We start from the raw sequence: 19,870 nt of genomic DNA, 5'->3' as shown, positions 1-19,870 counted from the left end.
CTGCGGCGGGCCCCTCCTTCTTTGTGCGTCACGTGCGGTGGGGGCGCAGGGCCGCGCGCAGGCGGGGGTCGGCGAGGGCGGCGGGGCCGTTCATGGCGACGGCGGTGAGGAGTTCGCGCTCCTCGTCGTCCCCGAGGCCGTGCTGGCGGGCCGGGCGCACCTCGCGCAGGACCTCCTGGCCGATCGGGGAGGCCCAGCGGGTGTACGGGTAGACGTCGACCCGGGCCATCAGCAGGGTGCCGGAGGTGAGCACCAGCGGCAGCGAGAACCAGGCGAGCGCGGCGAGGGCGTCGCCGTCGGTGAAGGACCCGACGGCGAGGGCGGCGGCGAGCAGGGCGAGGCTCAGCAGCAGCGCGTGCCGCACCTGGCGGACCACGACGACGGTGTTGCGCTGGATCAGCGCCGGGGTGGCCAGCCCGGCCAGCGAGAGCCGGGAGCCGATCTCCAGCACGGTCGGGTGCTCGCCCATCGCCCGGCGCAGCCCGTCGGTGCGGCACTGGCCGTCCGGGCCGACGGTGGCGATGACCGCCCGCTCCAGCCGGCTGCGGCCCTTGGGGTCCACGACGGTGGTCCAGCCGGTGTGGGCGAGGTGCAGCCGGCCGCGGCCGGCCATCAGGACGAGGGCGAGCTCGACGACCCGGTCCGGGCCGCCGGCCAGGTACGCCGTCTCGTAGAGCCCGATCCCGACGGCCTCCGGCGGGCGCAGCCCGTCCGGCCCGGCGAGGGCGTCGGCGGTGGCGGTCATCCGGACGAGCCGGAGGCAGGAGAGCACCGCGGCCACGCATGCCGGTATGAGGAACAGCAACCACATGGCCTTGTTGTATGCCGCCGCCGACGACCCGGGGAACGGCTTCCGGTGGCGCGATACCGAACTGTGACGTCAGGACCCGCAGCTGGAACCGCAGCTCGACCCGCAGCTGGAGCCGCAGCTGGACGAGGACCCGCAGCTGTGGGACGAGCCGCAGCTGTGCGAGGAGGACGACCCGCAGCTGTGGGAGGACGAGGAACCGCAGCTGTGCGAGGACGACGATCCGCCGCTCGACGACCCGCACCCGGAGGACGTCCCGGTGTCCGAGGAGCCGCCGCACCAGGACACCGCGCCGCCGCACGACGACGAGCCGGACGAGCCCGACGAGTCGGACGCGTACGACGCCGAGCAGGAGGACCCCGAGCCCGACGACCCGCCGAACGCCCCCCGGGCCGCCGCCTGCTGCGCCACCGCCTGCTGGGCCGCCGCGCCGATCATCGCCTCCTGGAGCTCCTCGTTCGCCAGCTCCGCCCCCGCGACGGCCAGCCCGCCGAGCGCGAGCGCGCCGAGCACCTCGCCGCCGGTCGCGCGCGGGTACAGGCCGGAGCCGGGCGTCCACGGCTTGCCGGTGTTCATGAGCGAGAGCTGGCGCTGCCCGGCCGGGGTGATCCGGCCCTTGGCCGGGCGGGAGGCGAACAGGGTGACCAGGCCGAGTGCCAGCAGGACCACCGGGACCCACACGGCCGGCCGGTCGCCGCGCCCGTCGTCCAGGCCGGCGAGCACGAAGGAGAGCACGGAGAAGAGCACCACGGCGCCCACCGCGAGCCACAGCAGCCGGCGGGCCTTGCGGGCGTCCTTCAGCCGGTCGGGGTGGCGCAGCAGGCCGCGGTCGGCGAGCTCGTCGCCGAGGGCCTGGACGGCGGGGGAGCGCATCACGTCCGCGCGCAGCGGTCCGAGGTCGCGGCTGCCGGTCGGGCCGACGGCCGTCATGATCGCCTCGTCGACGGCGTCGTACGGCCGGTCGTGGGTGAGGGTGACGGTGCCGCCGCGGCTGACCACCGCGCGCTCGGCCAGGTGCATCCGGACGAGCGCGGTGTCGAAGACCCGGCCCGGGCCGCCGGCCAGGAACGCGGCGCTCAGCAGCGGGAGGCCGCCGCCGGGCAGGCCCTTCGGGTGCGGGACGTGCCGGACGCGCCGCCCGGTGTGGTCCACGTACAGGACGGCGGCCACCACGAGGATGGCGGGAACGATGAAGAAGCTGTTGTCCCACATGGGCTGATTCCCCCGAGAGTGAAGAGTGTTACCGGCGCCGCAGGGCCCGGCGCAGGCGGGCCAGCGGTCCCGGTGGACGGGCGGGTGCCGGGTGCAGCCACTGCTCCAGGGCGCGGCGGCAGTCGGCGGCCAGCGGGCGCGCGTGGGTGAGCGCCCACGCGGCGAAGGCCCGGGCGTCGGCCCGGTATCCGGCGGTCTGCGGGTGGGTGCGGGCGTAGGCGAGGAAGAGCGGCCCGTACCGCGGGCCGAGCTGCCGGGGCAGCTCGGGCGCGACGCGGGCGACGGTGTCCCGCCGCTTGGCGGCGAGGCCGGTGGACTGGGCGCGGACCTGCGCCGGGTCGAAGCCCGGCGGGACGGGGCCGCCGGCCACCAGGGCGGCCAGCAGTTCCTCCTGACGCCGTGCGAGCTCCTGCCGCGCCGTGGTGAGGTCGGCTGCGAGGCGTTCGGTCATGGTCGGATGCTCCCCTCCAGCACCCGGTGGATGGCGTCCAGTTCACCGGCCAGCTCGCTGGGCGGCGGGAAGGCGGCGTCCCGTTCGAGCAGGACGCCGGGCGGTGCGACCCGCGCGCACAGTGCGGCCAGCACCTCCAGCACCGGTTCGGTGACGGGGTGGGCGTGGGTGTCGTGCCAGACGCCGTCGACCATCGTGCCGCCCGCGACGTGCACGTAGGCGATGGACTCCAGCGGCAGGCGGTCGAGTTCGGCGGCCGGGTCGACGCCGAGGTTCACCCGGTTGGTGTGCAGGTTGGCGACGTCGATCAGCAGCCGTACGCCGGTGCGCTCGACGAGCTCGGCGAGGAACTGGCCCTCGGTCAGCTCGTCGTCCGGCCAGGCCAGCTGGGCGGCGATGTTCTCCAGCGCGAGCGGCACCGGGAGCTGGTCCTGGGCGATCCGCACGTTCTCGGCGATCACCCGCAGCGCGTCCCACGAGTACGGGACGGGCAGCAGGTGGCCCGCCTCCAGGCCGCCGGCCCGGACGAACGCCAGGTGCTCGCTGACCAGCGGCGAGTCCAGCGCGACGGCCGTCCCGGCGAGCCGGGCGAGGCGCTCGGGGTCGGGCCGGTCGGCGCCGCCGAGGCCGAGCGAGACGCCGTGCGGCACGACGGTGACGCCGCGCTCGCGCAGCACCGTCAGCGAGGCGGGCAGGTGGCCGGCGCAGACGTTCTCCGCGACGACCTCGACCCAGTCCAGGCCGGGCTGACGCTCCACCACGGTGTCGATCTCGCTGCGCCAGCCGAGGCCGACGCCCAGCCGGGGCGCGGGTGCCGGGCCGGCCGGGGCGCCGTCGCCGGAGGCCGCCCGGGTGGGCAGGTTCAGTGCAGGGGAAGTCATCGGTACGCCCCCTTCGGAGGGCCGGGGTGAGGGGCCGTCGGGCGGTGCGGGCGCCGTCGCCGGGACCGCCCGTGGGCCGTGTTGCCGAGAATGTCCCCGGGCGGGGTGGCTGCCAAGCCCCACCCGGTCTTCTCAGAGCATTATTTGAGCTTGTCGACGAGGGACTCTAACCCCCGACCCGATCCCTTCGCGCAGGTGGGGTGGCCTGCGCGCGGAAAATCCGGAGGCGTGGGACGGGAGCCGCGGATAGCGTGCGAACCCATGACTTCGAACGAACCGATGATCCGAGACTTCCGCCCCGCCGACGCCGAGGCGGTGGCGGCCGCCCACCGGGCCGGGCGCGAGCACCTGGTGTGGACCGCCGAGGCCCTGCTCTGGGCGAACGCCCGGCAGAACCCCGACGAGCACTTCCGCACCATCGTCGCCGAGTTGGACGGCCGGGTGGTCGGAGCGGTGCGCTGCGGGCTCACCCTCGGTACGTCGACCACCGGCCTCGGCCACGCCAACGGCAGCGTGCTGCCGGAGTTCCGCCGGCGCGGCGCGGCGACCGCGCTGCTGGCCGCGGCCGAACGGCACCTGGCCGCGCACGGGGTGACCGAACTGCACAGTTGGCTGGACGAGGAGCCCGACTCGCTGGCCTTCGCGGCCGCCCGCGGCTACGAGCTCGGGAGCGCGGCCCACTTCGGCGAGCGGGACCTGACGCTGCCGCTGCCCCCGGCGCCGGTGCGGCCGGCCGGCGTCGAGCTGCGCCCGGCCACCGACTGGGCCGACGATCCGCGCCCGCTGTTCCTGGTGGAGGCGGAGGCCATCCGGGACGAACCCGGCGAGGTGACGATGGACGCCCTGGACTACGAGGAGTGGTTGCAGGGCGACTGGGCCCGGCCCGACCTGGACCCGGCCCTGACGGTGGTCGCCGTGGTGGACGGCGTACCGGCGGCGTTCACCCTGGCGCAGACCGACGGGGCGGACCGCTACTGGTCTGCGTTCACCGCCTGCCGCCGGGAGTTCCGCGGCCGCGGCCTGAGCAAGCTGGCCAAGCTGGAGTCGCTGCGGCTCGCCGCGGCGGCGGGCTACCGGCACGCGTACACCAGCAACGACACGACCAACGCGCCGATGCTCGCGGTCAACGCCTGGCTGGGGTACCAGCGCTGCGCGGGGGAGCGCAAGGGGATCAAGCGCCTGGGGTGACCGTCCGTGCGCGGATCGTGACGCTCCGAATCGGCGCGAGTGGGGTATTTCCGGCCACGGGAGGGGACTTAACCAGGGCGCACAGTTCGTGGTCGAGTCTTCCTCCGGGGGATCAAATGGAGATCCTGCTCCAAGTGCTGATCGCATCGGTCCCGGCCGTGATCGGTTTCCTCGCGGCCCGCTCCCTCGCCCGTACCCGGCTGTTCCTGCGGTACGGCTTCCTCCGGGCGCTGCTCGCGCCGTACAGCCGGGTCCAGATCATCACCCCGAGCATCGAGGCCGCGGAGTTCGCCTTCGCCCGGGACGGCCTGCGGCTGACCGCCCGGGCGCCGAAGAACGTGCTGTTCATGCCGATGGCGGAGGCGAGGGCGATCGCCCAGCTGATCGACCTGCTCCGCAAGGTCAACCGGAAGGCGACGATCGAGCTGGTCGCGGCCGGCGCGCAGGATCCGCGGATGCCGACCTTCTCGATCGGCGGCCCGAGCGTGAACCCGTACACCGAGGGCGTGCTGGGCGCGGTGTTCCCGGACTTCCGCATCGAGTACCCGCAGGCGGCGCGGGCCCGGTGGGGCGGGATGACCTTCGAGGCGCTGTACAACGCGTCCGACGAGCTGATCCGGGACCACGGCTTCATCTTCGTGACCCGAACGCCCCGGCACGCGCCGTGCGTCGTGCTGTGCGGGGTGTTCGCGTTCGGCTCCGCGATGGCGGTGGAGGCGCTCGCGGGGGCGGGCCGGAAGTCGCCGCTGGCGGCGCTGTTCCGCTCGGGGGAGAAAGGATTCGTCGCGGTCGAGGGGCGGGTGATCGGTCTGGAGACGGTGGACGTGACGGTCGAGGTGTGCCGGATCCTGCCGCTGCCCTGACGTGGCCGCCCTGACGCAGCTGCCCTGACGAAGTTGCCCTGACGGCCGGGCCGCGTGGGCCGCGGCAGTTCGCGGTGTCCACGTACCGTCCCGCCGAGTGAGACGATTGGTCTCGACCAGATGGCACGAATCCGGACGGTTCGGGAGCGTCTGGGGCACGAACTCGTGGCGATCGCACAGGTTTTGCCCCGCTCCTGACACATCGTCGGCATAATCGCGCACATGACGATCAACCGTGCCTCCCTGAGCGCGATCGCCGACGACCTCCACGTGTGGCTTCCCCCGAAGCGGGGCTGGGGACTGGCGAACTGCGGGCTGCTGACCTCCCGGAAGACCGCGCTCTGGATCGACACCCCCTACGACCCGGCGCTGGCCTCGGAGTTCCTCGCCGCGAGCCGCCGGGTGCTGGCCGACGGCGTCACCGTCGACCGGGTGATCGTCACGCACGCCAACGGCGACCACCTCTGGGGAGCCGGCGTCGTCCCGGACGCCGAGGTGATCTCCACCCGCGAGGCCCTGGAGCACATCCACTACGAGCCCACCCCGCAGCAGCAGCACGCGCTCGTCGCGGGCGGCGACCCGGACTCCCCGCTCGGCGGCTACCTGCGCGAGCACTTCGGCGGCTTCGACTGGTCGCAGACCGAGCCGGTGCGCCCGGACACCGTCTTCACCGGCGAGCTCGAACTCACGGTGGGCGAGCACCCCGTGCACGTCACCGCCCTGCCCTCGGCCCACACCGGCGGCGACCTGATCGTCCACCTGCCGCACCGGCGCACGGTGTTCGCCGGCGACGTCATCTTCGGGTCGACCGCCCAGCAGCCCGGCGACCACCCCTCGCACTGGGCCGGCCCGCTGGAGAACATCGTCGCCGCGTGCGAGCGGATCCTCGACACCGGCGCCGAGACCGTCGTCCCCGGCCACGGCCCGGTGCTCGACCGCGACGGCGTCCGCGCCCACATCGCCTACCTCGCGTACGTCCGCGAGCGCACCCACGCGATGCACACCGCAGGAATCCCCGCGCTGGACGCCGCCCGCCGGGTGATCGCCGAGCAGCGCCATCCCGAACTCGGCCTGCCCGAGCGGCTGGTGCTCACCGTCGCGGCCGAGTACCGGCACCTGGACGGCGGCGAGGCGCCGAACGTCCTGGAGGCCATGACCCAGGTCGCCCTCGTCGCGCGCGAGATCGCCGAGGACTCGGTCCGCGCCCGGCGGCTCCTCCCCGACATCGGCTACCGGGACTGACCGGGCCCGGCCCGCCACCAGCCAGCCAGCAGGAACCCCCCCGAGGACACCCATGACGCAGATCGCGCTGATCGCGCTGATCACCACGGTGCTGGCCGCCGCGACGGCGGGCGTGCTGGCCCGCGGCCGGGCCCGGGCCACCACCCGGGCGGCCGTCGCCGAGGAGCGCGCCCACGTCGCCGAGCAGCGCGCCCGCGCCGCCGAGGAACGGCTCGCCCGCGCCGAGCACCGGCTGCACGAGTCGGCCGCCGCCGCCCGCGAGGCCACCGACGAGGCCGAGGCCCGCTACCGGGCCGCGGAGGAGCGCACCCGCGACGCCGAACTGCGCGCCCGCGCCGCCGAGGACGCCGCCCGCGACGCGCGGGACGCCACCCGCGAGGCCGACGGCCGCACCGCCGCCGCCGACACCAGGGCCGCCGAGGCCGAGCGCCGCCTCGCCGTCGCCGAGGAGCGCGGCGCCGCCCTGCTCGCCGAGGTCCGCCACCTCGCCGACGAGCGCCTGCCCGCGACCGCGGTGCGGCTCAGCCACGTCAACGCCCCCGCCGTCGGCCCGCTGTCCGCGCAGGTCGTCGGCCCGGACGCGACCGAGGCCCTCCAGGCCGTCCTGGACGCCGCGGCCGGCGCCATCACCGACGAGCGCGAGCGGGTCGACGCCGCCGCCCGCGCCGCGATGCGCGGCGCCACCTCCAAGATCCAGACGCTGCTCTACCAGATCCAGAGCCTGGTCCAGCAGCTCCAGGACGACAACGACGACCCCCGGCTGCTGGAGGTCGACTTCCGCAACGAGGTCGCGCTGCGCCGGATCCAGACCGTCGCCGTCCTCTGCGAGGCCTGGCCCGGCCTCGCCCGCAGCGACTCCCCGCTCGCCGAGGTCGTCGTCGGCGCCCTCTCCCGGGTGCCCGGCTACGCCCGGATCAAGGTCGCCAACCACCTGCGGGAGAACCGCCTCGCCGTGGTCGCCCGCGCCGCCGAGCCGCTCGCCATCACCGTCGCCGAACTGCTCGCCAACGCCACCGCCTACTCGCACCCGGAGACCGACGTCCCGGTCACCGTCCAGCAGGGCGGCCGCGGCGCACTGGTGATCATCGACGACAGCGGCATCGGCATGGACGACGACCAGCTTCGCCGCGCCCGCCGCCTGCTGGCCGGCCCGCCCGACGTCCTGCTCACCGAGCTCGGCAACCCGCCCAAGACCGGCTTCGCGGTGATCGGCAAGCTCGCCCGCCAGTACGGCTTCTCCTGCCACATCGAGCCCTCGCCGTACGGCGGCATGCGGACGATCCTGCGCATCCCGGCCGCGCTCGTCACCGTCGTCGACGACGGGCAGCCGCTGTCGGTGCTCACCCCGCTGCCGCTGCGGGCCGGCGCCGGGCCCGCCCCCGCGCCCACCGTCCAGGCCGTCCCGCCGATGCGCGACGCGGGCGAGGACGCCGGGCTGCCCCCGCTCGCCGACCGGCACCACCAGCCGGGCCCGCACCCGGCGCCCGCCATGCACGTCGTGCCGTCCGCCGCCGCCGGACGGCCCGTCGCGGGGCGGCCCGACACCGCCCGCCCCGGCGACGGCAGCGACCTGCCCAGCCGGCGCCGGCGCCAGCCCCTCGCCGCCCCCGCGGCCGGGCCCGCCGAGGCCCCCGCCCGTCCCGCCGGGCCCGGCCCGGCCGAGGCCCCCGGGGCGCCCGCCCGCACCCCCGAGCGGGCCGCCCGGCACTGGAGCGCGCTCCAGCAGGGCACCGGCGAGGGCCGCGCCGCCGTGGCCGCCGCCGCCCGGGACGGTGCCACCCCGCCCCAGGGCGAACCCCCGTCCGCGGGCGCACCCCAGTCAGCGGGCGAAGGCCCCACCCCCGAAGGAGCCGCGCAGTGAGCAGCACGCCCAGCCCGACCGCCACCGACGAGATCTCGTGGGTGCTCACCCCGCTGCTGGAGCTCCCGGGGGTGCTGCACGCCGTCATCGCCACCGGGGACGGCCTCGTCGAGGGCGCCTCGGACGGGCTCGGCCGCGCCTCCGCCGAGCGGGTCGCCGCGATGACCGCCACCGTCCACGCCGCCGCCCGGGCCTTCACCAGCGCCTTCACCGACACCGCCCAGCCCCGGCTGGCCCAGACCGTCGTCGAGTCCGACCTCGGCTACGCCGTCGTCGTCCCGGCCGGGGAGAACACCTCGCTCGCCGTCTTCACCACGCCCGAGGCCCAGCTCGGCAACGTGGCCTACCAGATGCAGGTCCAGGTCGCCGCCCTGGGCCGCGCGCTCGCGAGCCCGGCCCGGCAGCCCGACGGCACACCCCGGTCATGACCGGCGTACCCCGCAGGCGGATGGTGCCCGCCTACCTCGCCACCGGCGGCCGCACCCGCCCCGGCAGCGCCGGCTTCGAGCGGCTGACCGTGCTGTACGCGGCCCGCACCGAACCGCCGCACGGGCTGGAACACGAACACGAACGGCTCTGGGAGCTGCTGCGCCCCGGCGCGCTGACCGTGGTGGAGGCCGCCGCGCACCTGCGCCTGCCGGTCAGCGCCACCGTCTTCCTCGCGGCCGATCTGGTCGAGGCGGGCTGCCTGAACGCCCGCGCGCCGATCCCGCGCGCCCAGCAGACCGACCGCTCCATCGTCGAGAGGCTCCTCGTTGGACTCCGCACGCTCCGGTAACCCGGCCCCCGGCGGCCCGGCCGACCGGCCCAGCCGGGTGGGCTACCTGCCCGACCCGGACCAGACGCTGATGAAGGTCGTCGTGGCCGGCCCGTTCGGGGTCGGCAAGACGACGCTCATCCGCACCCTCTCGGAGATCGCCACCCTGCACACCGAGGAGGCGATGACCGAGACCGGCCGCCCGGTCGACGACCTCGCCGACCTGCCGGAGAAGACCACCACCACGGTCGCCGTCGACTTCGGCCGGCTCACCCTGCCCGGCAACGTCGTGCTCTACATGTTCGGCACCCCCGGCCAGCGCCGCTTCTTCCCGCTCTGGCAGGACATCGCCCGCGGCGCCCTCGGCGCCCTGGTGCTCGCCGACACCCGCCGGCTCGCCGACTCCTTCGAGATCATGGACATGGTCGAGGAGCAGGGTCTGCCCTACGCCGTCGCCGTCAACGGCTTCCCGGACGCGCCCGTCCACTCCGTCGAGGTCCTGCGCGCCCACCTCGACCTGCACCCCGACACCCCGCTCGTGCTCTGCGACGCCCGCGAGCGCGGCGCCAGCCTCGACGCGCTGATCGCGCTCACCGAGCACGTCCTGCACGGCCTGCCGGCCGGCCCGGACCCCCAGGAGGGACCGTGACCACCGAGACCCGACCGACGCCGATCTACGGGCCGGTGTTCGCCGCCGACCCGCACCTGGTCTACGACCGGCTGCGCCGCCACGGCGCCGTCGCCCCGGTCGAGGTCGCGCCCGGCGTGGAGGGCCTGCTCGTCACCGACTACCAGGCCGCGCTGGACCTCCTGCGCGACACCGACACCTTCTCCAAGGACTCCCGGGCCTGGCAGCGGACCGTCCCGCCGGACTCCCCGCTCCTGGTCGTGCTCGGCTACCGCCCCACCGCCCTGTTCAGCGACGGCGAGGTCCACGACCGCTACCGCGCGGTGATCACCGACGGCCTCAGGCTGCTCGAACCGCACGTGCTCCAGCGCCGCGTCGGCGAGGTCGCCCACCGGCTGATCGACCGCTTCGAGGCCGCCGGCACCGCCGACCTCATCGCCGAGTACGCCCGCCAGCTGCCGGTCTTCGTCTTCAACACGTGGTTCGGCGTGCCCGAGGAGCACAGCGACCGCCTGGTGGCCGGCATCTCCAAGATGATCGAGTCCACCGAGAAGGCCGTGGCCGCCTACGGGGACCTCCTCGCCGTGGTCACCGAGATGGTCGCCGACCGGCGCCGGCGCCCCCGGCACGACCTCACCTCCTGGTTCGTCACCCACCCGGCCGGGCTGGACAACGACGAGGTGATCCGGCAGATCACCCTGACCATGATCGCCGGGCACGAGCCGACCACCAACCTGATCGGCAACGCCCTGCTGCGCCTGCTCACCGACGAGCGCTACGCCGGCTCGCTGTTCGGCGGCGCGATGACCGCCTACCAGGCGATCGACGAGGTGCTGTGGCACGAGCCGCCGCTGGCCAACCTGTCGGCGCACTACCCGCGGTACGACATCACCTTCCACGGCCGCGAGATCAAGGCCGGCACGCTGATGCTGGTCTCCTACGCGGCGGCCAACAACCAGGCGGCGCCGCCGACCGACGGCGCCGAGCTGCGCAGCGGCGAGAGCGCCCACCTGGCCTGGGCGGCGGGCCCGCACGCCTGCCCGGCCCGGGACCCGGCCCTGCTGATCGCGATCTCGGCGATCGAGCAGCTGACCAGCCGGCTGAGCGACCTCGAACTCACGCTGCCCACCCAGGACTTGCTCTGGCGCCCGGGGCCCTTCCACCGCGCCCTGGTGAACCTGCCGGTCCGCTTCGCCCCGGTCGTCTGACCACGCGAAGGGCCCGGACATCCGCGTGCGGACGTCCGGGCCCTTCGCGGACGGTCAGTCCTCGACCGGCTTCAGCGTCAGCGAGACGCTGTTGATGCAGTAGCGCTGGTCGGTCGGCGTGCCGTAGCCCTCGCCCTCGAAGACGTGTCCGAGGTGCCCGCCGCAGCGCGCGCACCGCACCTCGACCCGGCGCATGCCGAGCGAGGTGTCCTCGATGTACTGGACCCGGTCCCCGGCCAGCGGCGCGTAGTACGAGGGCCAGCCGCAGTGGCTGTCGAACTTCGTGGTGGAACTGAACAGCTCGGTGCCGCAGGCCCGGCAGGCGTAGACGCCGACGGTCTTGGTGTCGGTGTACTCGCCGGTGAAGGGGCGCTCGGTGCCCGCCTCGCGGAGCACGTGGTACTCCTCGGGGCTGAGCTGCTCGCGCCACTCGGCCTCGGTCTTCTCGATCTCGTAGCTCATCACGGCTCCCGTCGGCGTGCGTCAGACGTTGGAGGCAACGTTCGCGAGGTGCTTGATGATTTCCGGCCCGAGGTTGGTGACGTCCCCGGCGCCCATCGTGAGCACCAGGTCGCCCGGGCGGGCGAGGCCGGCCAGCACGGCGGGGGCGGCGGCGAAGTCGTGCTCGGCGGTGACCTCGGCGCCGGCCCGGTGGGCCGCGTCGATGATCAGCTCGCTGGTCACGCCCGGGATCGGGTCCTCGCGGGCCGGGTAGATGTCCAGCACGACCGAGGCGTCGGCCAGCGCGAGCGCCTGCCCCATCTCCTCGGCGAGCTGCTGGGTGCGGCTGAACAGGTGCGGCTGGAAGACCACCAGGACGCGGCCCTCGGCGGCGCCGCGGATCGCCTCCAGGTCGGCGGCCATCTCGGTCGGGTGGTGGGCGTAGGAGTCGATCACCTGGACGCCGCCCGCCTCGCCCTTGAGCTGGAGCCGGCGGCGCACCCCGGTGTAGGCGCCGAGCGCCTTGGCCAGGTCGGCGGCCGGCACGCCGAGCGCGACGCCCGCGGCCAGCGCGGCGACGGCGTTGTGCGCGTAGTGGCGGCCGGGCACCGAGACCGTGAAGGTCAGCTCGGCGCCGTCCAGCAGGACGGTGACCTCGCTGGTCATGCCGCGGGCGACCACCGACAGGACGCGCAGGTCGGCGTCCTCGGCGGCGCCGACGGTGACGACGTTCAGGCCCTCGCGCGCGGCGACCCGGGCGGTGAGCTCGCGGGCGCCGTCGTGGTCGGCCGAGACGACCAGGGTGCCGCCCGGGGTGATCCGGCCGACGAAGGTCTCGAACGACTCGTGGATCTCCTCGATCGACGCGTAGTTGGCGTGGTGGTCGAGCTCCACGTTGAGCACGATCGCCACCTCGGGCGCGTACTTGTGGAAGCTGCGGTCGCTCTCGTCGGCCTCGGCGACGAAGATCTCGCCGGTGCCGTGGTGGGCGTTGGAGCCCGGCGCGTCGAGGTCGCCGCCGATCGCGTAGGACGGGTCCAGGCCGAGCTCGCCGAGGGCGACGGCGAGCATGCTCGTGGTGGTGGTCTTGCCGTGGGTGCCGGCGACGGCCAGGGCGCGGCGCCCGCCCATCAGCGCGGCCAGCGCGTCGGAGCGGTGCACCACGGGGATGCCGCGCTCGCGGGCCGCGGCCAGCTCCGGGTTGTCGGCGCGGATCGCGCTGGAGACGACCACGCTGCTGGTGCCGTCCGGCACGTGCTCGGCCGCGTGGCCGACGTGGACGGTCGCGCCGAGGGCGCGCAGGGCGAGGACGGTCTCCGACTCCTTGGAGTCGCTGCCGGAGACGCTGGCACCGCGCACCGCGAGGATCTTCGCCAGGCCGGACATGCCGGCGCCGCCGATGCCGATGAAGTGCGGGGCGTGCAGGTCGTGCGCGGCGTCGTTCAAGGCGGGGCTCCGTTGGGGCGGGGGCTGGGTGGGCGGGCGGGCGCTGCCCGCGGGGGCGACGTGCGAATCGTCCTCGCGGACGGACCGCAAGGACGATTCTGCACCAAGGTCGGGGTCGGGTCGGTCGGCTCAGGAGTCGCTGGCGAACAGCCGCAGCACCGGGACGCCGACCTTGTGCCGGGCCTGCGAGGCCCAGTCCCGGTGGAAGAACTCCTCGACGAAGTGCGGGGAGGTGAGCACGACGACCTCGTCGGCGTCCTGGTCGCGCACCACCGCCTTCAGGCGCTCCAGCGGCTTGTCCTCGACCAGCTCGCCGACCGCCTCGGCGCCGGCCCGGCGCAGGTGGCGCAGGCTGTGTTCGAGCGACTCGGACGCCACCGTCGGCCCGCTCTCGGACTCGTCGTGCTCGTGCACCACCTTGTCCAGGTGGCCGAGGGCGACGTCGTCCAGCGCCCGCAGCAGCTCGTCCTGCCGGCCGCGCGGCTGCATCAGGACGACGAAGGAGACCTTCTCGTCGCTGTGGAGCGTGGTGACGAGCTCCACGTCCGCGTCGGAGAGCGCCTTTTCGATCATCAGTACCGTCTTGAACACGTGAGTCCCTTCCAGTGGCCGGCCCCCGGGCCCCGGCATCGCATCCCATAGTGCCCGGCGGAAGCTTTCGGCTCGCTGCTCACCCGGCACGCGGGCCGCGCGGACGAAAGGCCCCCAAGGGGAACGGGATCGCGATCAGGGGGTCACGGGGTCATCCGAACGCAGGTGACGCAGGTAGCGGGTGAAGAGGAATCCTTTCTGCTCGATCAATGAGACCAGCCGCATCGTCCGCACGTCAGGCATTTCCGCATCGTGGATGATGCGCGGCGCGTCGCCGCCCGTGATCAACGGGGCCAGCGACAGGCACAACTCGTCCAGCAGGCCCGCCGCCGCCAGCTGTCCCAGCAGGCGCGGGCCGCCCTCGGTCAGCAGCCGCGTCCAGCCCCGCTCCACCAGGGCGGACACGCCCGCGCGCAGGTCCACCGAACCCTGCCCGGCCGACACCAGGTCGGCCACCGCGGCCACCGCCCGGCGGCGCTCGGCCGGGGCGTCCTCGGTGGTGATCACCACAGTCCGGACCAGCGGCTCGGTGAACAGCGGCGCGTCCAGGTCCAGCGCCAGCGACCGGCTCACGATCGCGATCGCCGGGGCCGGGGCCTGCCCGGCCGCCGCCCGCGCCGCCGCGAACTCGGCCCGGGCCCGGGCCGGGCGGTAGCCCTCCGTGCGGACCGTCTCGGCGCCCACCAGCACGACGTCCGACAGCGCGCGCAGCACCCCGAAGATCCGCTTGTCCGCGTCCCCGGAGAGTCCCTCGGACAGGCCGTCGAGCTTCGCGCCGCCGTCCAGTCCGGCCACCATGTTGGCGCGCAGCCACGGCCGGCCCCGATTCACCTGGTCGGGGTACGCGTAGAGGGCGGCGAGCGACTCCAGCGAGCCCGGGTCGGCGACCGGCTCGGTCAGCGGGCTGATCAACAGGTGCATACCGCCAGTGTTCCACCGGCCGCCCCCGGCGCGGGGTCGGAGGGGCCCGGGAGCAGGCGTACCCTCTACTAACGTGCCCGCAGCTCCCCGCCCCGCCACCGCGACCGAATCCATAGCCGCCGCGCCCGCGCCCGGCGCCCCGGTCGCGCTGACCGACCGCCGCCCCGTCGTGCCCGCCGAGCGCCTGGTCGCCGAGATGGTCCCCCCGCCCCGGTTCGCCGAGGTGAGCTTCGGGACGTACATCCCGGACCAGACCCAGCCGAGCCAGTACGAGGCCGTCCAGGTCCTGGAGCAGTTCGCCGGCACCCTCGGCGCGGGAAACGGTTCCGCGCCCAAGCGCGGCTGGTTCCGCCGCAGCGCCCCCGCGCCCACCGGCCCGGCCGGCGTCTACCTCGACGGCGGCTACGGCGTCGGCAAGACCCACCTGCTCGCCTCGCTGTGGCACTCCGCCCCCGGCCCCAAGGCCTTCGGCACCTTCGTCGAGCTGACCAACCTGGTCGGCGCGCTCGGCTTCCAGCAGGCCGTCCGGACCCTCTCCGGGCACACGCTGCTGTGCATCGACGAGTTCGAGCTCGACGACCCGGGCGACACCGTCCTGGTCTCCACCCTGCTCGGGCGCCTGGTCGACAACGGCGTCAAGCTCTGCGCCACCTCGAACACGCTGCCGGAGAAGCTCGGCGAGGGCCGCTTCGCCGCCGCCGACTTCCTGCGCGAGATCCAGGGGCTGTCCGCGCACTTCCGCCCGATGCGGATCGACGGCCAGGACTACCGCCACCGCGGCCTGCCGGACGCCCCGCCGCCCTACCCGGACGAGACCGTCGACGCCGTCGCCGCGCGCACCCCCGGCGCCTCCCTCGACGACTTCGACGCCCTCCTCGCCCACCTCTCCGCCGTCCACCCCAGCCGCTACGGCGCCCTGCTGGACGACGTCACCGCGGTCTGCCTGCGCGGCGTGCACCAGGTCGACGACCAGTCCACGGCGCTGCGCCTGGTCGTCCTCGCCGACCGCATGTACGACCGCGAGCTGCCCATCACGGCCTCCGGCCTGCCCTTCGACCAGGTCTTCCCCGAGGACATGCTCCGCGGCGGCTACCGCAAGAAGTACCTGCGAGCGGTCTCCCGCCTCGTCGCCCTCGCCCGGGACAGCGCGAAGTAGGCACCGCTTGTCGGTGGTGGGTCGTACGGTGGACACGTGCGACCCATCACGAGTATTGAGCGGTCAGTGGCGCCCTTCGAGGTCGTCAGTCCCTTCCAGCCCAACGGGGACCAGCCGGCGGCGATCGCCGAGCTGGAGCGGCGGATCACGGGCGGGGAGAAGGACGTCGTCCTGCTCGGCGCCACCGGCACCGGCAAGTCGGCCACCACGGCCTGGATGATCGAGAAGCTGCAGCGGCCCACCCTGGTGATGGCGCCGAACAAGACGCTGGCCGCCCAGCTGGCCAACGAGTTCCGCGAGCTGCTCCCGAACAACGCGGTCGAGTACTTCGTCTCGTACTACGACTACTACCAGCCCGAGGCGTACGTCCCGCAGACGGACACCTACATCGAGAAGGACTCCTCGATCAACGAGGAGGTCGAGCGGCTGCGGCACTCCGCGACGAACTCGCTGCTCACCCGCCGGGACGTGATCGTGGTCGCGTCCGTCTCCTGCATCTACGGCCTCGGCACGCCGCAGGAGTACGTCGACCGGATGGTGCCGCTCAAGGTCGGCCAGGAGATCGACCGGGACGTGCTGCTGCGCCGCTTCGTCGACATCCAGTACGCGCGCAACGACGTCGCGTTCACCCGCGGCACCTTCCGGGTGCGCGGCGACACCATCGAGATCTTCCCGGTCTACGAGGAGCTCGCGGTCCGGATCGAGATGTTCGGCGACGAGATCGAGGCGCTGTACACCCTGCACCCGCTCACCGGCGAGATCATCAGCCAGGACGACTCGGTCTACGTCTTCCCCGCCTCGCACTACGTGGCCGGCCCCGAGCGCATGGAGCGGGCCGTCGCCGGCATCGAGACGGAGCTGGAGCAGACGCTCGCCCGGCTGGAGAAGCAGGGCAAGCTGCTGGAGGCCCAGCGGCTGCGGATGCGCACCACCTACGACATCGAGATGCTGCGCCAGATCGGCACCTGCTCGGGCGTCGAGAACTACTCGATGCACTTCGACGGCCGCGAGCCCGGCTCCCCGCCGAACACGCTGCTGGACTACTTCCCCGAGGACTTCCTCCTCGTCATCGACGAGTCGCACGTCACCGTCCCGCAGATCGGCGCGATGTACGAGGGCGACGCCTCGCGCAAGCGCACGCTGGTCGAACACGGCTTCCGGCTGCCGTCCGCGATGGACAACCGCCCGCTGAAGTGGGAGGAGTTCCTCGGCCGGATCGGCCAGACGGTGTACCTGTCGGCCACCCCGGGCGCGTACGAGCTGTCCCGCGGCGACGGCCAGGTCGAGCAGATCATCCGCCCGACCGGCCTGATCGACCCCGAGGTGATCGTCAAGCCGACCGAGGGCCAGATCGACGACCTGGTGCACGAGGTCCGCAAGCGGGTCGAGCGCGACGAGCGCGTCCTGGTCACCACGCTGACCAAGAAGATGGCCGAGGACCTCACCGACTACATGCTCGGCCTGGACATCCGGGTCCGGTACCTGCACAGCGACGTGGACACCCTGCGCCGCGTCGAGCTGCTGCGCGAACTGCGGGCCGGGCGGTACGACGTGCTGGTCGGCATCAACCTGCTCCGCGAGGGCCTCGACCTGCCCGAGGTGTCCCTGGTGGCGATCCTGGACGCGGACAAGGAGGGCTTCCTGCGCTCCGGCACCTCGCTGATCCAGACGATCGGGCGCGCCGCCCGGAACGTCTCGGGCCAGGTGCACATGTACGCGGACAAGATCACCCCCGCGATGGAGAAGGCCATCGACGAGACGAACCGCCGCCGCGACGTCCAGCAGGCCTACAACAAGAAGCACGGGATCGACCCGCAGCCGCTGCGCAAGAAGATCGGCGACATCCTCGACACCCTCGCCCGCGAGGACGTCGACACCGACGAACTGCTCTCCAGCGGCTACCGGGGCCAGGGGAAGGGCAAGGCCCCGGTGCCGGCGCTGGGCAGCGAGCGCAAGCCCGCCAAGTCGATGCCGGCCGCCGAGCTGGCGGAGCTGATCCAGGAGATGACCGACCGGATGCACGCGGCCGCGGCCGACCTCCAGTTCGAGGTCGCGGCCCGGCTGCGCGACGAGGTCAAGGAGCTCAAGAGGGAGCTGCGCCAGATGCGGGAGGCCGGGGTCGCCTGAGGCGCGGCCCGGGCACCGTCGGCCCTGGCCGGTTCGGCACCGGTCAACGCCGACGGTGTCTCAGCCTTGCCACAAACCGGCGAACGCTTGGGGTTCGCGGGTGCCGCAGGCCCTAGGCTGGCCTGCGGCATTCGCGCTCCCGGGACGGAGTGGCGGGCCGGAAGACGAGGGGGCCTCAGCCGGGGGACGGCGACGGGGTGTTCCAGCAGGGAGCCGCGCGCGGACCGGGCGCGCGGCCGGGCAGAGAGGACAACGTCGTGTCGGTGAGTCTTGCCAAGGGCCAGAAGGTCAGCCTCCAGAAGGGCTCGGGCGGTGAGCTGACCGTGGTCCGGATGGGCCTCGGCTGGCAGGCCGCGCCCAAGCGGGGCCTGTTCGGCACCCGCACCCGGAAGATCGACCTGGACGCCTCGGCCCTGCTGTACGCCGAGCGGACGCCCTCCGACGTCGTGTTCTTCCAGCACCTGGAGTCCACCGACGGCTCGATCCGGCACACCGGGGACAACCTGGAGGGCGGCTCGGGCACGGACGACGACGAGGCGATCCTGGTCGACCTGCTGCGCGTGCCGGCGCACATCACCCAGGTCGTCTTCACGGTGAGCTCCTACACCGGCCAGACCTTCGCCGAGGTCCGGAACGCGCACTGCCGCCTGGTGGACGAGACGACCGGGGTGGAGCTGGCCCGCTACGAGCTCGCCGGGGGAGGGCCGCACACCGGCCAGATCATGGCGAAGGTCTTCCGCGACGGCTCCGGCGGCTGGGCCATGCAGGCGATCGGCGCCCCGGCCCGCGGGCGGACCTTCCAGGACCTGCTCCCGGCGATCGAGCCGTTCCTCTGACCCTTCCGACCTCGCCCGGTTCTTTACCTTCTTTACCTTTCCTTGCCGCTCCTGTTACTCTCGATGGCAGCGGAGGGGAGTATTCCTCGTAGCAGTAGCCCCGTCATCACGGGCGCCCGTCGCGGCGCCCCGGGGCACTGGTCCGGCCCGGGCGCGTCCCGGCGGGCGGAAGAGACCTCCGGCAGTGACGATGACCGTCTCGCCTAGCTGCCGGAGGAGCAGTAATGGACGTTTCCGTAGCCATGTGGGCCACCACGGTCGGTGTGCTGATCGCACTGATCGTGGCGGACTTCTTCATCGGAGGGCGAAAGCCGCACGAGGTCTCGGTCAAGGAGGCCGGGATCTGGACCGTGGTCTGGGTCGTGCTGGCGGTGCTCTTCGGCGGCTTCCTCTGGTGGCACTCCGGCGCGCAGCCGGCCGGTGAGTTCTTCGCCGGCTACATCACCGAGAAGTCCCTCAGCGTCGACAACCTCTTCGTGTTCATCCTGATCATGGGCAAGTTCGCGGTGCCCAGGGTCTACCAGCAGCGCGTGCTGATGTTCGGCGTGATCATCGCGCTGGTGCTGCGGGCGGTGTTCATCGCCGGCGGCGCGGCCCTCGTGACGCAGTTCTCCTGGGTGTTCTTCATCTTCGGCGGCTTCCTGATCTGGACCGCCTGGAAGCTGATCAAGGAGGCGCGGGCCGACGAGGAAGAGGAGGAGTTCGAGGAGAACCGCCTGCTCAAGTTCATCGAGCGGCGCTTCCCGTCGACCGACAAGTACCACGGCACCAAGCTCTTCGTCCGGGAGAACGGCCGCCGGCTGATGACCCCGATGCTGATCGTCATGCTGGCGATCGGCACCACGGACGTGCTGTTCGCGCTGGACTCGATTCCGGCCATCTTCGGCCTGACCCAGGACCCGTACATCGTGTTCACCGCCAACGCCTTCGCGCTGATGGGCCTGCGCCAGCTGTACTTCCTGATCGGTGGCCTGCTGAAGAAGCTGGTCCACCTGTCGTACGGCCTGTCGGTGATCCTCGGCTTCATCGGCGTGAAGCTGGTGCTGCACGCGCTGCACGAGGCCGGCGTGCACGTGCCGGAGATCGGCATCCCGTTCTCGCTGGGCTTCATCGTGGTGGTGCTGGCCGTCACCACGGTGACCAGCCTGACGGCCTCGAAGAAGCAGGAGCGGGCGGCCGAGCGCGAGAAGCTCGACGCCTGACCGAGAAATTGGATGGGTTGAGCCCCGCCGCCGGATGCAGCATCCGGCCGC

Annotated in this window: 18 protein-coding genes and 1 pseudogene; 12 read left to right on the top strand and 7 right to left on the bottom strand. The window is 73.5% G+C overall.

Translation table 11 applies throughout. From position 1 onward, the window contains the following. Positions 1–28: 28 nt before the first annotated feature. The 3 genes and pseudogenes from ACFVU9_RS36505 to ACFVU9_RS36495 form a co-directional block, all read right to left on the bottom strand. A complete protein-coding gene (locus ACFVU9_RS36505; protein WP_380447882.1) occupies positions 29–811 on the bottom strand; it encodes a TIGR04222 domain-containing membrane protein in 783 nt (260 codons plus the stop codon). 69 nt (positions 812–880) lie between these two features. Beyond that, positions 881–2,020, bottom strand: a complete 1,140-nt coding sequence (locus ACFVU9_RS36500) for a TIGR04222 domain-containing membrane protein (protein ID WP_387601044.1) — start codon at positions 2,018–2,020, stop codon at positions 881–883. 28 nt (positions 2,021–2,048) lie between these two features. Continuing rightward, positions 2,049–3,331 (bottom strand): annotated as a pseudogene (locus ACFVU9_RS36495) (DUF692 domain-containing protein). A gap of 282 nt (positions 3,332–3,613) precedes the next feature. Here ACFVU9_RS36495 and ACFVU9_RS36490 point away from each other — a divergent pair. The 8 genes from ACFVU9_RS36490 to ACFVU9_RS36455 all read left to right on the top strand — a co-directional run bounded on the left by ACFVU9_RS36490 (position 3,614) and on the right by ACFVU9_RS36455 (position 11,099). Next, positions 3,614–4,540 carry a GNAT family N-acetyltransferase gene (locus tag ACFVU9_RS36490; RefSeq protein WP_387601042.1) on the top strand — a complete coding sequence of 309 codons (927 nt, stop codon included), beginning with the start codon at positions 3,614–3,616 and terminating at the stop codon, positions 4,538–4,540. 134 nt (positions 4,541–4,674) lie between these two features. Continuing rightward, entirely contained in the window at positions 4,675–5,403 is a 729-nt protein-coding gene (locus ACFVU9_RS36485; RefSeq protein WP_380447887.1) for a hypothetical protein, read from the top strand. A gap of 222 nt (positions 5,404–5,625) precedes the next feature. Then, positions 5,626–6,645 (top strand): MBL fold metallo-hydrolase, encoded by a 1,020-nt coding sequence (locus tag ACFVU9_RS36480; protein ID WP_387601039.1) that lies wholly within the window; start codon positions 5,626–5,628, stop codon positions 6,643–6,645. A 52-nt stretch (positions 6,646–6,697) separates the two neighbouring features. Continuing rightward, positions 6,698–8,506, top strand: coding sequence for an ATP-binding protein (locus ACFVU9_RS36475; protein WP_387601036.1), 1,809 nt, complete (start codon positions 6,698–6,700; stop codon positions 8,504–8,506). Further along, positions 8,503–8,934 carry a roadblock/LC7 domain-containing protein gene (locus ACFVU9_RS36470; protein ID WP_380444406.1) on the top strand — a complete coding sequence of 144 codons (432 nt, stop codon included), beginning with the start codon at positions 8,503–8,505 and terminating at the stop codon, positions 8,932–8,934. Before ACFVU9_RS36475 ends, ACFVU9_RS36470 begins: the two co-directional genes overlap by 4 nt. Beyond that, positions 8,931–9,284 carry a DUF742 domain-containing protein gene (locus ACFVU9_RS36465; protein WP_380505511.1) on the top strand — a complete coding sequence of 118 codons (354 nt, stop codon included), beginning with the start codon at positions 8,931–8,933 and terminating at the stop codon, positions 9,282–9,284. Before ACFVU9_RS36470 ends, ACFVU9_RS36465 begins: the two co-directional genes overlap by 4 nt. 70 nt (positions 9,285–9,354) lie before the next feature. After that, positions 9,355–9,912 carry an ATP/GTP-binding protein gene (locus ACFVU9_RS36460; RefSeq protein WP_359961171.1) on the top strand — a complete coding sequence of 186 codons (558 nt, stop codon included), beginning with the start codon at positions 9,355–9,357 and terminating at the stop codon, positions 9,910–9,912. Continuing rightward, on the top strand, positions 9,909–11,099 hold the full coding sequence (locus ACFVU9_RS36455; protein ID WP_380444410.1) for a cytochrome P450: 1,191 nt from the start codon (positions 9,909–9,911) through the stop codon (positions 11,097–11,099). Before ACFVU9_RS36460 ends, ACFVU9_RS36455 begins: the two co-directional genes overlap by 4 nt. 54 nt (positions 11,100–11,153) lie before the next feature. Here ACFVU9_RS36455 and msrB read toward each other — a convergent pair whose 3' ends face one another. The 4 genes from msrB to ACFVU9_RS36435 all read right to left on the bottom strand — a co-directional run bounded on the left by msrB (position 11,154) and on the right by ACFVU9_RS36435 (position 14,498). Then, a complete protein-coding gene (gene msrB, locus ACFVU9_RS36450) occupies positions 11,154–11,561 on the bottom strand; it encodes a peptide-methionine (R)-S-oxide reductase MsrB (protein WP_380444412.1) in 408 nt (135 codons plus the stop codon). Positions 11,562–11,582: 21 nt separating this feature from the next. Continuing rightward, complete coding sequence (gene murC / locus ACFVU9_RS36445) at positions 11,583–12,965, bottom strand: UDP-N-acetylmuramate--L-alanine ligase (protein ID WP_380505537.1); 1,383 nt, start codon at positions 12,963–12,965, stop codon at positions 11,583–11,585. A 150-nt stretch (positions 12,966–13,115) separates the two neighbouring features. Beyond that, positions 13,116–13,577, bottom strand: a complete 462-nt coding sequence (locus ACFVU9_RS36440; protein ID WP_380444414.1) for an indole-3-glycerol phosphate synthase — start codon at positions 13,575–13,577, stop codon at positions 13,116–13,118. A 135-nt stretch (positions 13,578–13,712) separates the two neighbouring features. After that, positions 13,713–14,498 carry a pyrimidine reductase family protein gene (locus tag ACFVU9_RS36435; RefSeq protein WP_387601031.1) on the bottom strand — a complete coding sequence of 262 codons (786 nt, stop codon included), beginning with the start codon at positions 14,496–14,498 and terminating at the stop codon, positions 13,713–13,715. A gap of 112 nt (positions 14,499–14,610) precedes the next feature. Here ACFVU9_RS36435 and zapE point away from each other — a divergent pair, with 112 nt between their 5' ends. The 4 genes from zapE (at position 14,611) to ACFVU9_RS36415 (ending at position 19,819) form a co-directional block, all read left to right on the top strand. After that, positions 14,611–15,654: a cell division protein ZapE gene (gene zapE / locus ACFVU9_RS36430; protein ID WP_380498203.1), complete on the top strand. Its 1,044-nt coding sequence runs from the start codon at positions 14,611–14,613 to the stop codon at positions 15,652–15,654. Between the two features lie 36 nt (positions 15,655–15,690). Further along, positions 15,691–17,781 carry an excinuclease ABC subunit UvrB gene (gene uvrB / locus ACFVU9_RS36425; protein ID WP_380444422.1) on the top strand — a complete coding sequence of 697 codons (2,091 nt, stop codon included), beginning with the start codon at positions 15,691–15,693 and terminating at the stop codon, positions 17,779–17,781. A 257-nt stretch (positions 17,782–18,038) separates the two neighbouring features. After that, positions 18,039–18,617: a TerD family protein gene (locus ACFVU9_RS36420; protein WP_380444424.1), complete on the top strand. Its 579-nt coding sequence runs from the start codon at positions 18,039–18,041 to the stop codon at positions 18,615–18,617. 224 nt (positions 18,618–18,841) lie between these two features. After that, positions 18,842–19,819, top strand: a complete 978-nt coding sequence (locus ACFVU9_RS36415; protein WP_387601027.1) for a TerC family protein — start codon at positions 18,842–18,844, stop codon at positions 19,817–19,819. Positions 19,820–19,870 lie beyond the last annotated feature (51 nt).

Source organism: Kitasatospora sp. NPDC057936 (genome assembly GCF_042887525.1).
Lineage (GTDB): Bacteria > Actinomycetota > Actinomycetes > Streptomycetales > Streptomycetaceae > Kitasatospora.
Note: the sequence above shows the minus strand (reverse complement) of the source record. Positions and strands in the feature narration are given on the sequence as shown.

What these genes read in the sequence shown, in the direction of transcription:
- ACFVU9_RS36505 (WP_380447882.1), bottom strand. Translation starts at nt 811, where the DNA reads ATGTGGTTGCTGTTCCTCATACCGGCATGCGTGGCCGCGGTGCTCTCC.
- ACFVU9_RS36415 (WP_387601027.1), top strand. Translation starts at nt 18,842, where the DNA reads ATGGACGTTTCCGTAGCCATGTGGGCCACCACGGTCGGTGTGCTGATC.
- ACFVU9_RS36465 (WP_380505511.1), top strand. Translation starts at nt 8,931, where the DNA reads ATGACCGGCGTACCCCGCAGGCGGATGGTGCCCGCCTACCTCGCCACC.
- msrB (WP_380444412.1), bottom strand. Translation starts at nt 11,561, where the DNA reads ATGAGCTACGAGATCGAGAAGACCGAGGCCGAGTGGCGCGAGCAGCTC.
- ACFVU9_RS36480 (WP_387601039.1), top strand. Translation starts at nt 5,626, where the DNA reads ATGACGATCAACCGTGCCTCCCTGAGCGCGATCGCCGACGACCTCCAC.
- ACFVU9_RS36475 (WP_387601036.1), top strand. Translation starts at nt 6,698, where the DNA reads ATGACGCAGATCGCGCTGATCGCGCTGATCACCACGGTGCTGGCCGCC.
- ACFVU9_RS36460 (WP_359961171.1), top strand. Translation starts at nt 9,355, where the DNA reads ATGAAGGTCGTCGTGGCCGGCCCGTTCGGGGTCGGCAAGACGACGCTC.
- ACFVU9_RS36490 (WP_387601042.1), top strand. Translation starts at nt 3,614, where the DNA reads ATGACTTCGAACGAACCGATGATCCGAGACTTCCGCCCCGCCGACGCC.
- ACFVU9_RS36435 (WP_387601031.1), bottom strand. Translation starts at nt 14,498, where the DNA reads ATGCACCTGTTGATCAGCCCGCTGACCGAGCCGGTCGCCGACCCGGGC.
- ACFVU9_RS36500 (WP_387601044.1), bottom strand. Translation starts at nt 2,020, where the DNA reads ATGTGGGACAACAGCTTCTTCATCGTTCCCGCCATCCTCGTGGTGGCC.